Source organism: Isoptericola sp. NPDC060185, from assembly GCF_042728595.1.
In the GTDB taxonomy this organism is placed as follows: Bacteria; Actinomycetota; Actinomycetes; order Actinomycetales; family Cellulomonadaceae; genus Isoptericola.
In genome coordinates this window covers 1-12,925 of sequence record NZ_JBHWYY010000031.1, presented here as the reverse complement: position 1 = coordinate 12,925, position 12,925 = coordinate 1, and the positions used below count along the sequence as shown (strand labels likewise).

Below are 12,925 nucleotides of genomic sequence, written 5' to 3'. Positions count from 1 at the left end.
CGGCGTCAGCGTCGGCGGCGTCAGCGTCGGTGGCGTCGGCGCCGGCGTCGGTGCCGGCGTCAGCGGCGACCCCAGTGCGGTGGGACGTCCCGCAGCAGCCGGTCGTCGTTGTCGTCGTGCCCGCCGCGGTCGTCGGAGGTCTGGCCCATGACCGTCTCCCGCTCCGTGCCCTGACGCACCACGCGGCGACGCCTGCGGCGCGGGGCGGCCGTGCTCGGCGCGGTCTCGTCCGGCTCGGCGCCGGACGGCGTGGCGGCCCGCTCGGGGGAATCGTTCACCCGGCCATTGTCCGTCACGCCGTGCAGCGGGCCGCCGCGCCCCGCACGGTCAGGCCTCGGGCGACCCGTCGTCCTTCGCAGTCTCCTTGTCCGTGGCCACCCCGATGTCCTCCGGGCCTGCCTCGGCGCCGTCCTGAGCCACCGCGGCGTCGTCCGGCGCGACCCCGGCGCCCTCCGTCGTGGCCTCGACCTCGTCGACCGTGACGTCGCCCGCGGCGTCGTCCGTCACCAGCCCGGCCTCCTCGGCCGCCGCTTCGACGGCGGCAGAGCCCACGGCGTCGACGGCCGCGGCATCGACGGCCGCGGCATCGACGATCGCTGCGTCGACGGCCTCGGCGTCGTCTTCCGGCGCGACGTCGACGACCTCGACGGCCGGGGCGACGTCGACCGCCGGCTCGTCCTCGTCCGGCAGCACCGGCACGACGACCTCCCGCGGCGGCACGACGCCGCCGGCGGTGCCGATGCGCTCGTCGCGCACCCGCTGGACGAGCCGGCGCACGCGGTCGGCCTCGCCGTCCGGGTCGAGGAACGCGGCGGCGGACCAGACCTGCGTCACGACCCACCCCAGCCGCTCGAGCCGTTCGGCGAGCTGCCGGTCCCGCACGCGCACGGACGGCTCGGCCACGTACGCGGCGTCGTCGGTCAGCACGGCGACGAGCAGCTCGCCCGGCAGGTCCGGGTGCCCCACGACGAGGGGGATGCGGTCGCCGTCCGGGGCGCCGTAGTCGGTCTCGACGAGGTAGCCGAGCTTCCAGAGCCGCTCGCCCAGGTCGACCAGGAGCCGGTCGGGGGCGCGGCCGACGTCGACGCCGTTGCCGAGGCGCACCTGGTCGGCGACGCCGGAGCGCCGCTCGGCGAGGTCCAGCGTCTCGACCAGCAGCCGCGGGCCGGCGCCGCGCAGCCGCTCGGGGTCGAGGGCGTCGGCCCGGAAGCAGGACACGACGTGCAGCCGCTTGCGGGTGGCGCCCAGTGCGCCGACCAGCATGGCCTCTCCCCCGGCCTCGCCCAGCACGCCGAAGCGGTGCAGCACGCGGCCGTGCGGGGTGCGGCCGAAGCCGACGGACAGCAGCACGGTGTCCCGGGACAGCCCGGCCACGCCGGTGATGTCGGCGACGACGACGGGCTCGGGCCGCGAGCCCGAGAAGAACGGCGCGAGCGCGGGGTTGGCGCGCACCTCGGCGAGCAGCGCCTCGCGCACCCGGTCGGCGTGCGCGGCCGTCACCGTGACGACGGCGAACGTCTCCTCCGGGCGGGTCAGGGCGTGCTCGATGGCGACCTCGACCACGCGGTCCACCTCGGCCTGCGTGCTCTCGACGCTGCCCGAGACCGGGTCGGGCATGCCCGTGCCGTCCACCACGTCCAGGTGCACGAGCGCCTCCGCGCGCGGCAGCGGTGCCGGCCGCAGCAGGCCCTCGTAGCCGTGCGCGGCGAGCAGCCGGGTCAGCTCGGGGTCGCGGCTGTTCTCGTGCGGCTGCAGCGTGACCGTGGGCAGCAGGGCGGCCAGCTCGTGCACGCTGGTGCCCGATGCCGAGCGCGGGTCCCCGACCACCACGATCTGACGGCCGCGCGCGATCGCGGGCACCACGACCTCCGTGGGCACGTGCTGGACCGCATCGAGGATGACGACGTCCGCCGTGCGGTGCTCGGGCAGCAGGTGCGGCACCAGGGTGGGCGTGGCGACCAGCGCCGGACGCAGGCGCCGCAGCACGTCCCCGTGCCGTTCGGCGACGTCCCGCAGGGTCGTCATCCGGCCCTCCATGAGCTCGGTGAACAGCGCCTCCGCGGAGTCGCGGTCCTCCCGCATCGCGGCACCGAGGTGGGCCCGTGCGGCGACCCGCACCGGCTGGGACAGCGCCGCCAGGTGCTCGCGGTCGAGGTCGCGGAAGCGGCGGGCGAGCGCGTCGAGCCCCACGCCGTCCTGCCCGGCGAGGACCGGGTCGGCGGCGAGAAGCTGCTCGAAGACGGACGACCACCAGGCGAGCTCCAGCTCCGCCCCCACGAGGTCGCCCGGCACCCGCCGGTCGGTGAGGTCGTCCACCAGGTCGCCGACGCCCGCCGTCCGGGACTCGCGCAGCAGGCGGGTGCGCTCCGGCAGCGTCGCGAGCGTGTCCGCGGCACCGGCGAGGCGCTGGAGCCGCTCGGCGAGCCCGTCGAGGTCGAGCTCGGACAGGTGGCCGCCCAGCGTGGTCGGGGCCAGCACGGGCTCGAGCGCCTCGAGGTCGATGCGCACCGCCTCGTACGTGTCCTCGATCGACGCGAGCCCCTCAGGGAGGGTGGGCCACCCGCCGCGGCGGGCGTGCTCGGCCCACACGTCGCGCTGCTCCTGCACCTGCACCAGCGCCTCGTGCAGGTTCGGCACCCGCACCCCGGGGCGCACCATGTCCTTGGCGCGCTTGCGCAGCCGCCGGCGCGCGAACCAGCCCATCTCGATGCCGTGCTCGGCCCGCCAGCGCCGGGACGCCGTCGCCTGCACGAGGTCGGCGGCCGTGCGCTCGAAAACCATCGGGTGGAACAGGTCGAGGGTGCTGCGCATGCCGCCGAGCATCGCGAGCTGCTCGCCCCAGCCGCGCACCGTCGTCGGCGTCGTCAGGCCCGTGACCTCGCCCGTGTACGCGAGCTGGCGGCGCAGCTGCGGCAGCGTGACGTCGCGCAGCCGCTCCACCCGCACCAGCGCCTGCTGCGCGTCGTCGTCCGTGAGCAGGTGCGCCCCGTACCAGGGGGTCGACGACGGCCGCAGCGTGAACGCGCCGAGCGCGGCCGCGCGCTCCAGGCCGGCCGAGATCTCGCGGCGCCGCTCCGGGGTGAGCGCCAGCACCGACTCCGACGCGAGCCGCACGGTGGTCGACGGCGCCGGCCGCTCGGACGTGAGGCGCGCGAGCGCCTGCAGCGCGTCGTAGGCGGAGACCTGCCACGGCGAGCGAGGCTGGTGCAGGGCCTCGATGTAGCCCGTGAGCTGGGAGCGGGTGCCGATCAGCGCGTCACGCACCCGCGCGGCGCCGTCCACGTCCACCTGCTCCGGCTCGCTCGCCATCGCGGACAGCAGACGCCGCGTCACGTCCTCGCGCCACGTCGGGTACGGCGGCACGTCGAGCAGCAGGCTCTCCAGACCCAGCCCGTCGAGCTGCAGCGCCAGCCGGTCGGCCGCCCGGCGGTGCCCCGTCACGTAGAGCACGGACCGGCCCGCGGCGGTCGCCTCGCCGACCACGGCCGCGAGCGTGCCCGCGACGTCCGACCCGACGGGCGCGTCGACGAACAGGTGCCCGCCCGTGGCGAGCGCGTCCAGCACGGAACGCTGCTGCGGGTCCAGGTCGCCGACTCCCCGCTCGCGCGTCGGGTCGGCGTCGCCGCGGCGCACGGCCGGGAGGTCCAGCGCGGCCAGTCGCTGCGCGGCGTCGTCGACCCCGGCGAGCGCGGCCACGACCTCGTGCCGGTGCAGCGACGGCGAGAGCTGGTCGAGGTCGTCGACCAGCGCCTGCCCGGGGTGCACGAAGGTGCCCACCAGCACCCGTCGGTCGAGCTGGAAGTCCTCGAGCACGGCCTCGCCGAGCGCGGCCACGCGGGCCAGCACGTCGGTCGGGTCGAACCCGGCCAGGGTGAAGGTCGCGCGGGCCAGGGCCGCCGGGTCCAGCAGCGCCCCGTGCGCGCGCAGCGTGCGCGCCACCACGGGGTTGATCTCGACCGTCGGCTCCAGCGTGAGGTCGTAGTCGGCGCCGCCGTCCCCGCGCGGCGTCAGCGTGACGGGCCGCAGCACCACGGGCGCGTGCACCACGCGGCCGGCCGGCGGGGCCTCGTCGGGGTCCGGCGGCGTGGCGCGCGGCGCGGCGGACCGCTCCCGCGACGCCATCGACACGACCGGGATCGACGTCGTCAGCGCGGGGCCCTCGCCGGTGTCGATGTCGGCGAAGCCGGTCGTCTCCTCGGCGCCCGCGGCGCCGGACGCGTCGGCCCCTGCCTCCGCGGCTCCCCCGGCTCCGTCGTCCGCGGTCGCGTCGTCGTCGAGCGCCTCGCCCGCCTCGGCGGTGACGGCCGCCGTCGCGCCCGACGACGCGACCCGGGCGAGCGCGGCGACGTCGTGCCGCTGCGGCCCACCGCCCCCGAAGGGGACCTCCGGCTCGTCGTCGTGCTCCACCCACGTGGCCACACCGATCGCGAGGTACGTGGGCGCGACGCCGTAGCGCGACGCGTGCTCCGCGGCGCGGGCCGCGACGGCGCGGGCGCGGCGACGGGCCGCGGGGAGCGCCTCGCCCTCGCGCACCAGGTTCGACAGGCGCGTCGGGCGGCCGGCGAACAGCCCCGCGACGCCGTTGGGGTGCGCCTTGGACAGGTCGACGATGGCCTCGCCGAGCAGGCCGACGTCCGACAGGGAGGAGCCGCCGACCATGTCGACGAGGGAGGCGCGCCAGCGGCGGGTCGCCGTCTCGACGGCCGCGGCCGCCGCGGACGACGCGCTCTCGCCCGACCGCCGCGCGTGCGGCCCGGAGCCCGACGGGCGGTCCCCCGGGCCGGCGTCGTGCTGCTGGTCGTGGCCCCCGCGCGCGGCGTCGGGGGTGTCGGCTCCTGCGCCCTGGGGACCGTCGCCGTCCTGGCCCGTCCCGGAGGACGTGGCCGGCGCGGCGGGGGCCCCGGCGGAGGGGTCGACCGCGGTCGTGGCGGTGGATCGTCGGGCGGCTCTCACGCCAGCACGGTAGAACGGCCGACCCCTCGGTCCGGGCTCGGCGCGCCGGGGAACGGCGGGAGCAGGCGCCGGAGCCGGGCCGCCGCGACTGGTCGGTCGCGACCGGCGGGCACGTAGACGCCCCCTCGGCGGGGGGTCCGAAGGGGCGTCGGGCCGGGCTCGGCCCGGCAAGGGACAGCGCGCACCGCGCAGGGGGCGGGCGATGCGCGCCGTCACCGAGAGTGTGCCGCCCGCCGCCGATGCCGTCAATATGCGAGGAGGGCGAACCTCGCAACCCATGTGAGGAAGATCTGAGGCGGACGCCCGGCCCCGGGCACCTAGGCTGGTCGCCCGTGAGACGAGTGGTCGAGGCGGTCGCGCCCGCGCGCATGGGCACCGGGTTCCGGTGGCTGATGTCCGCGTCCTGGGTGAGCAACATCGGCGACGGCGTCGCGCTCGCGGCGGGCCCCCTGCTGGTCGCGTCGCAGACCAGCTCCGCCATCCTCGTCGCGCTCGCCGCCATGCTGCAGCGCCTGCCCTGGTTGATCTTCGGCCTCTGGGCCGGTGTGCTCGCCGACCGGCTCGACCGCCGCCGGCTCGTCATCGTCGCCAACCTGCTGCGTGCCGTCGTCGTCGCCGCCCTGTGCGTCGTCATCGTGACCGGGCACGTGAACATCGGCGTCGTCCTCGCCGCGATGCTCCTCATGGGCGTGGCCGAGGTCTTCGCGGACACCACCTCCCAGACCCTGCTGCCGATGCTGGTGCGCCCCGCCGACCTCGGCATCGGCAACTCGCGCCTGCAGGCCGGGTTCCTCACCGCGAACCAGCTGGTCGGGCCGCCGCTGGGCGCCGCGCTCTTCGCCGCCGGCGCCGCGTGGCCCTTCGCCGTGCAGGTCCTCACCGTGGTGCTCGCCGTGCTGCTCGTGAGCAAGGTGGTCCTGACGCCCGTGCCACCCGCTCCCGGTGCGCGCCTCGACGGCGAGCGCCGCAAGGTGCGCCACGACATCGCCGAGGGGCTGCGCTGGATCTGGACGAACCCGCCGGTCCGCACGCTCGCCCTCGTGATCCTCGTCTTCAACGCCACGTGGGCCGCCCCCTGGGGCATCCTCGTGAAGTACTCGCTGGACTACCTGCAGATGGGCCCCGTCGGCTACGGGCTGCTCACCACGGCCGCCGCCGTCGGCGGGCTGATCGGCACGTTCTCCTACGGCAGGCTCGAGCGGCGGTACTCGCTCGCCACCCTGATGAAGGTGTGCCTGACGCTCGAGGTGCTGTTCCACCTCGCGCTCGCCCTCGCGACGACCGGCTGGGTCGCCATGGTGATCCTGTTCGTCTTCGGCGCGTACTCGTTCGTCTGGGGCACCGTGTCCAACACCGTGCGCCAGCGCGCCACCCCCACCCGGTTCCAGGGCCGCGTCGGGTCGGCCTACATGATGTGCGTGTTCGGCGGCATCGTCGTGGGCAACGCCGTCGGCGGCGTCCTGGCCGAGCACTGGGGCCTCACCGCGCCGATGTGGTTCGGCTTCGTCGGCGCAGGCCTGACGCTCGCGCTCGTGTGGCGCCAGCTCGCGCACATCGCGCACGCCCAGGCCGACTGACCGCGAGGTGGTCCGGATCCTGGCGAGGTAGTCCGGTTCCGCGCGAGGTAGTTCGGGCTACTCCCCCGTCGAGCCGTCGGCGAGCTCCCGTGCGATGTCGAGGTGACCGGCGTGCCGCGCGTACTCCTGCAGCACGTGGAAGCAGATCCACAGCAGCGTGGGCGGGGTGCCGTCGTCGGTCGTGAACCGCCCGCCGACGGCGGCCCGCTCGGCGACGTCGTGGCTCGCCAGGACGGCACGCGTCCGCTCACCGGCGGCGTGAAGTGCGGCGACAAGGTCGTCGCGGCCGACGCCGTCGGGGACGCACCACGGGCCCTCCGGGGCGTCGTCCGCGTTGTCGCCCCACGGCCGGTCCACCTGCTCGCCCAGGAAGCCCCACACGAACCAGCGGCGCTCCATGTGCGCCAGGTGGGACACCATCTCCAGCGGCGTCCACCCCGACGGCAGCAGGCTGCTCCGCAGCTGCGCGTCCGTCAGCCCCTCGACCTTGCGCGCCACGACGGCGCGGTAGTAGTCGAGGTAGGCGGCGAACTGCGCCGCCGGGTCCGCGGAGTCCAGGCGCGGTTCGACGTCGAGTGGTGGCATGTGGTGAGCCTAGGACGGGGTGGATACACCCTCGGTCAGTCGTGCTCGATCCCGTCCTGGGAGGACAACGAGGTCGACACGAGCGGCTCCCCGGCACGTGCCTCGGCGTCGTCGTCGGGAACGGGCCGCACCTTGGGAGGAGCCGCAGACCAGGCCTTGAGATGCTGCATCACCTCGGCATAGAACGCGTCGACGACGTCGAGCGCGGAGTCGATGAAGCCGCCCTGTCCGCGCCCCCGCTTGGCCCCCATCGGCGCCGCCATCGCGACGCGGAACGAACGCAGTTCCTTCTTGGGGTCGACGACGAGCCGCGTCGGATCGTCGCGCACGTCGCGGAGCAGCTCGGCTGCCGCCGAGCCTCGGGCGTGAGCGACGAACGTCTCGACCCGCACAGCGTCCGGCGCGTTCTTGAGCTGACGCACCAGCCACCGCACGCGTGTCGCCGGCCGACCTTCGCGCGGCGCGTCCACGTCCACGTGGCAGGTGATCGTCCGGGCCCGGAGGTCCGCCGTCACGACCAGGTCCCCGACGGTGTCGGGGATGCGGATCGAACCGCTCAGTACACCGCCGTCCACCAGGGAAGACACCAGCCCCTGGGTCCGCAGTGCGGGATCGGCCTGCTCCTTCCGTGACACGACGGTGGCCACCTCAGCGCCCAGAGTGCGGCCCAGCTCGAGGCTCGCGAAGCGCAGCAGCGCGTCGAACCGGGCAGCGACCCCCTCGACGCCCCTGTCGTTCGGCCGCAACGTCCCGGTGCGCACCGCGTCGCGGACCGCGACCCAGCTCTCACCCATGTCCTCGAACTCCAACGCGCCGGACCGTGGGTGCTCCAGGTACCGCACCAGCTCGCCGAGGATCCATGCCTGGTCCGGATCCGCGACGCCGCGGAACTCCTTCTGCATGACCGCCTCAGCCAGCACCTTGGTCCACGACAGGTGATGGAGCTCGACCTTCCGCAGGCGGCGCTTGTCGACCTTGGTCGGGTGCTGCCCGACGACCGGGGGGATCTCGTTCGAGATGGTGACGACCGCGTCGAACCCCTGCTGCCGCGCGATGTCCAGGTAGTTCTCGATCTGGTCGCGGGCGAGCTCGTTGCGCCCCGTCTTGACCTCGATCAGGGCGGTCCAGGACTTCTGCCCACGCCTCACCCGGACGAGCCCGTCCGGATACAGCCGCCTCTCGCCGAGCATGAAGGGGACCTCGATGAAGGCCTCCACCTGCCCCGCAGGGGCGCCGAACGGCTTCGTCAGGGCGCGGCCGAACTCGCGCACGGCGACCATGACGGCGAGCAGCGCCGACGTCGCCCGGCGCTCCTGCTCGTCGGCTCCGTTGATGCCCGACGTCGGGATCAGTCGCGCCTCGTGCCAGGGTTGTTCCTCGGTCATGACGCCAGCTCCGTTGCTGTCGACGGACTTTTCCGGACCGTAGCCCAGGGCTCTCAACGGGGCATCACGGAGCGTCCCGACACGAACGAACTTCACCCGGGGACCCCACGACCCCCTCTTTGCCGCGAGCCAGCGTCCTTGGTCTTTCAGCGTGCGACTCCTGCTGGCACCGCCCTTCTCGGGCGTCCTTCGCTCAGACCGGCAAGGTCCAGGCGTCGGTTCCCACGTCACCTGGGTCCGTTTCACCGCTGCGGAGGCGGCGGCCAGTGCGTTCCCATCGGCGGGCTTTGATGTCCGGGCCCTCTGCGTGAAGGTCCCGGGCCTGGGCATCCGCACCGTGGTGCAGCTCGGCCCAGACGGCGAGGTTGATCGCGGCGTTGCGGTCGCGATCGATCATCAGGCCGCAGACGCGGCAGACGTAGGTCCGCAGGGCAACTCCGCCCATGTCCCGGACCGCGCCGCATCCGGAGCACGTCTTCGTGGACGGGAACCACCGGTCGGCGACGGCCAGCTCCCCGCCGCGCCACTCCTGCTTGTAGGCGATCTGGCGCCGGACGAGCCCCCAGCCGACGTCGTGGATCGCCCTCGCGAGGTTCGGGTTGCGGACGAGCATCCCGCGGACGTCAAGGTGCTCGATGACCAGCCGGGCGTGGTTCTTGACCAACCGGTTCGAGACCTCGTGTGCGTGCCGGCGACGGATCTCCGCCGTCCGGAAGTAGTAGCGACCGAGCCGGTCGGCCGCCTTGCGTCGCTTCCTGGAGCCGGGCTTCTTACGGGTCACGGCACGATGCAGGTGACGCTGGCGGCGCGCGGTGACGGTGAGCGTGCGCGGCCATTCGTCGATGCGGTCGACCTCCGTCCCGTCGCTCCGCGCCGCGACCACGAGCGACGCGAGACCGAGGTCGACGCCCACCCACGGCGTGGCGGCCTCGGGCTCCGCGTGCTGTCGGGCCGGGTGCAGGTCGGCTGCCTCGACGTTCAATGACACCCACCATCGACCGCGCCCCCGAGTGACGGTCGCGAAGAGGATCCGTGCCCGTCCCCTGGCGACCATGCGCCGGAGCCGGCGCGTGTCCTCGCGGACACGCATCACCCCGACGCCGGGGACGCGCACCGACCTCGGGTGGTCGTCGCCCCCCACGCGGATCGCCGGCTTCCCGGCCTTGGGGAACTGGTTCCGGATGCGGAACGACGGCCTTGCCGTCCCCTTCTTCTTGAAGCGGGGGTGGGCGACCGGGGCTCCGGCTCGCTCGCCCCGCCGCGACTCCGACCATGCCGCGAGCCCGCGCCCGAGGTCGACGGCCGCCTCCTCGAAGACCTGCTGGAAGACCTCGTGGCGCCAGCGAAGTCCCGTCTCGCTCACGGAAGCGACACCCGCGCCGTCGACGGCGAAGACCCGTCCGGCGGCCGCCGACTTCTTCCACCTGTTGAAGCCGTTGACGAGGTCGTAGCCCGTGCGCGGCACCTTCACCGGCGCGCCGGACTCCTTGGCCCGGCGGGCGTCGAAGACCATCCGCAAGCACTGGTTGTAGGCGAACCGCGAGGCTCCGACGTGCCGCTCGAGCGCAGCGATCTGCTCGACCGTCGGGTCGAGGCAGAATCGGAACGTCGCAAACCGCGCCATCGAACGACTGTCCCGCACACCACCGACACAGAGCGGGAGCGTGACGGAGCTCTTCGAGCAAGGTGCCCGCGGCGCGACTCGAACGCGCGACCTACCGCTTAGGAGGCGGTTGCTCTATCCACTGAGCTACGCAGGCGCGGCCACCGAAGGCGACCGATCGTCCAGACCCGGGGCCTCGACGTGCACAAGCCTAGCGGCCGGTGGACCGTCGGCCTGAATCAGACCCAACCGGCCGGATCGGCGACCACCGACCGCAGCACCTCGCGCGCGCCGCCGGTGAGGGCGGCGTGCGGGCCGGCGGCGGCGGGGCGGACGTCCACCGGCGCGAACGGCGCGGCGAGCGCGCGCTCCTCGACGACGCCGGCGACCACGTGCCCGACCCAGCCGAACAGCTCGGCGTACGCGCCGCCGAGCACGACGGTGGAGACGTCGACGAGGTTGACGAAGGTGGCCAGCGCGGAGCCCAGCGCCCGTCCGGCGCGGCGGACGGTGTCGAGGGCGGCGGCGTCGCCGGCGCGGAGCAGGTCGACGATCGCGTGCACGGGGGCCGAGGACGGCAGGCCGGCGCCGCGCAGCAGCACCTCCTTGCCGGCGTACTGCTCCAGGCAGCCGGTGGCGCCGCACGAGCAGCGCGGGCCGGCGGGGTCGACGACGACGTGCCCGATCTCGCCGTTCCAGCCGCGCTCGCCGAGGAAGAGCTGCCGGTCCACGACGATCCCCGCGCCGACCCCGACGTCGCCGGAGACGTAGAGGAACGACGGCGGCACCTCGCCGGCGAGCTCGGCGAGGGCGGCGAGCTTGGCCTCGTTGGCCACCTCGACGTCGAGCGGCTCCCCGCTGCCGGTACGCAGGTCCAGCTCGGGGACGGGCTCGACGGACGACCAGCCCAGGTTGGGCGCCACCTCCAGCCGCGCCCCGCGCACGTCGACGAGGCCGGGCAGCGCGAGGCGCGCGCCGGCGACGCGCATGCCGCCGGCCTCGACCTCGGTGACGACGTCGACGGCGAGCCCGCGCAGGCGCGCCAGCACGTCGCGCGGGTCGGAGTCGTGCAGGGAGCCGGTGACGACACGCTCGGCCACGACGTCGCCCACGAGGTCGAGCGCGCGGACGCCGAGGTAGTCGACGTTCACCTCGAGCCCGAGCCCGACGACGGTGCGGCCGGCGGGCACGAGCGGGACGGCGGGACGACCGGCCCGCTGCGCGACGACGGGCGGCAGCTCGGCAAGCAGGCCGCCGGCCACGAGCCGGTCGACGAGGGTCGAGACGGTGGCCCGCGTGAGTCCGGTGGCGGCGGCGACGTCGGCGCGCGACGGCGGCCGGTCGGCGCCGAAGACGGCCCCGGCGACGAGGCGGAGGTTTCGCTCCCGCAGGGTGTGCTGGCGCGAGGCGGCGGCGCCGTCGGGCACGCGAGGGACCCGCTCGGGCGTCGTCGTCGAAGTGGCTGGCACGTGTTGACTCTAGCCCAGCGACGCGCAATAGTTCAGCCGTACAACAAAACGCCGCACGGACGCGGCGGAAGGCCCGGCACGACGTTCCGGCCACCATCGACACACGACTCGACGAGGAGAACCCCGTGAGCGACATCAAGTACTCGTTCGGCCTGTGGACCGTGGGCTGGCCGGCCGCCGACCCGTTCGGCACCGCCACCCGCCCCGACCTGGACCCCGCGGAGTCGATCCGCAAGCTGGCCGACCTCGGCGCCTGGGGCTTCACGTTCCACGACAACGACGTCTTCCCGTTCGGCGGCGAGGGCGCGGAGCGCCAGAAGCACATCGACGCCGTGAAGAAGGCGTCCCAGGAGACCGGCCTCGTCTGCGAGATGGTCACCACCAACACCTTCACGCACCCGATCTTCAAGGACGGCGCGTTCACCTCGAACAACCGCGCGGTGCGCCGCTACGGCCTGCGCAAGGTGCTCACCAACGTCGACCTGGCCGCCGAGATGGGCGCCTCGACGTTCGTCATGTGGGGCGGTCGCGAGGGCACGGAGTACGACAACTCCAAGGACCTGCACTCCGCGCACGCCCGCTACGCGGAGGGCATCGACACCGTCGCCGCCTACATCAAGGAGAAGGGCTACGACCTGCGCATCGCGCTGGAGCCCAAGCCCAACGAGCCCCGCGGCGACATCTTCGTGCCGACCATCGGCCACGCGATCGCCCTCATCGACACGCTCGAGCACGGCGACATCGTGGGCCTCAACCCGGAGACGGGCCACGAGCAGATGGCGGGCCTCAACTACACGCACGGCCTCGCGCTGGCTCTGTACGCGGGCAAGCTGTTCCACATCGACCTCAACGGCCAGCACGGGCCCCGCTACGACCAGGACCTCGTCTTCGGCCACGGCGACCTGCTGAGCGCGTTCTTCACGGTGGACCTGCTCGAGAACGGCTTCCCCAACGGCGGCCCGCGCTACGAGGGCCCGCGCCACTTCGACTACAAGCCCAGCCGCACCGAGTACCTCGACGGCGTGTGGGAGTCGGCGAAGGCGAACATGGCGACCTACGACATGCTCGCGGCCAAGGCGAAGGCCTACCGCGAGGACCCCGAGGTGCAGAAGGCGTTCGAGCACGCCGGCATCTTCGAGCTGAACGAGCCGACCCTCGGCGCGGGCGAGTCGTTCGACGCGTTCCTCGCCGACCGCTCGGCCTACGAGGACCTGGACGTCGACGCCGTCGCCGAGCGCGACTACGGCCTGGTGCGCCTGCACCAGCTCGCGCTCCAGCACCTCATCGGCTGAGCGAACCACCCACCCAGCCGGGTGCTGTGAGCGGGCGTTCGGCCCCGATTCGGTCACGAAT

At 74.2% G+C, this 12,925-nt stretch carries 8 protein-coding genes and 1 tRNA gene; 2 read left to right on the top strand and 7 right to left on the bottom strand.

What is annotated here, in order from left to right; genetic code table 11:
• Positions 1-59: 59 nt before the first annotated feature.
• Together ACFWDO_RS11910 and ACFWDO_RS11905 are read right to left on the bottom strand one after the other, a co-directional pair.
• The gene (locus tag ACFWDO_RS11910; protein WP_380317032.1) at positions 60-278 is read right to left on the bottom strand and encodes a hypothetical protein; all 219 of its coding nucleotides are present in this window, start codon (positions 276-278) and stop codon (positions 60-62) included.
• Between the two features lie 49 nt (positions 279-327).
• Positions 328-4,659, bottom strand: coding sequence for a hypothetical protein (locus ACFWDO_RS11905; protein WP_380317087.1), 4,332 nt, complete (start codon positions 4,657-4,659; stop codon positions 328-330).
• Between the two features lie 626 nt (positions 4,660-5,285).
• Here ACFWDO_RS11905 and ACFWDO_RS11900 point away from each other — a divergent pair.
• Entirely contained in the window at positions 5,286-6,530 is a 1,245-nt protein-coding gene (locus ACFWDO_RS11900; RefSeq protein WP_380317029.1) for an MFS transporter, read from the top strand.
• A 57-nt stretch (positions 6,531-6,587) separates the two neighbouring features.
• On the opposite strand, the gene ACFWDO_RS11895 is transcribed toward ACFWDO_RS11900, so the two are convergent.
• The 5 genes from ACFWDO_RS11895 to ACFWDO_RS11875 all read right to left on the bottom strand — a co-directional run bounded on the left by ACFWDO_RS11895 (position 6,588) and on the right by ACFWDO_RS11875 (position 11,572).
• Positions 6,588-7,115 (bottom strand): DinB family protein, encoded by a 528-nt coding sequence (locus tag ACFWDO_RS11895; RefSeq protein ID WP_380317026.1) that lies wholly within the window; start codon positions 7,113-7,115, stop codon positions 6,588-6,590.
• 35 nt (positions 7,116-7,150) lie between these two features.
• Positions 7,151-8,731 carry a hypothetical protein gene (locus tag ACFWDO_RS11890; RefSeq protein ID WP_380317023.1) on the bottom strand — a complete coding sequence of 527 codons (1,581 nt, stop codon included), beginning with the start codon at positions 8,729-8,731 and terminating at the stop codon, positions 7,151-7,153.
• Positions 8,694-10,124: an RNA-guided endonuclease TnpB family protein gene (locus ACFWDO_RS11885; RefSeq protein ID WP_380317020.1), complete on the bottom strand. Its 1,431-nt coding sequence runs from the start codon at positions 10,122-10,124 to the stop codon at positions 8,694-8,696. The genes ACFWDO_RS11890 and ACFWDO_RS11885 overlap by 38 nt, the downstream gene beginning before the upstream one ends.
• A gap of 63 nt (positions 10,125-10,187) precedes the next feature.
• A tRNA-Arg gene (locus ACFWDO_RS11880) sits at positions 10,188-10,260 on the bottom strand.
• Between the two features lie 82 nt (positions 10,261-10,342).
• Positions 10,343-11,572, bottom strand: a complete 1,230-nt coding sequence (locus ACFWDO_RS11875) for an ROK family protein (protein WP_380317017.1) — start codon at positions 11,570-11,572, stop codon at positions 10,343-10,345.
• A 125-nt stretch (positions 11,573-11,697) separates the two neighbouring features.
• Here ACFWDO_RS11875 and xylA point away from each other — a divergent pair, with 125 nt between their 5' ends.
• Positions 11,698-12,864, top strand: a complete 1,167-nt coding sequence (gene xylA / locus ACFWDO_RS11870) for a xylose isomerase (protein ID WP_380317014.1) — start codon at positions 11,698-11,700, stop codon at positions 12,862-12,864.
• Positions 12,865-12,925 lie beyond the last annotated feature (61 nt).

Coding starts and splice junctions, on each gene's coding strand:
- ACFWDO_RS11905 (WP_380317087.1), bottom strand. CDS start 4,659: ATGGTCGGCGGCTCCTCCCTGTCGGACGTCGGCCTGCTCGGCGAGGCC.
- ACFWDO_RS11885 (WP_380317020.1), bottom strand. CDS start 10,124: ATGGCGCGGTTTGCGACGTTCCGATTCTGCCTCGACCCGACGGTCGAG.
- ACFWDO_RS11895 (WP_380317026.1), bottom strand. CDS start 7,115: ATGCCACCACTCGACGTCGAACCGCGCCTGGACTCCGCGGACCCGGCG.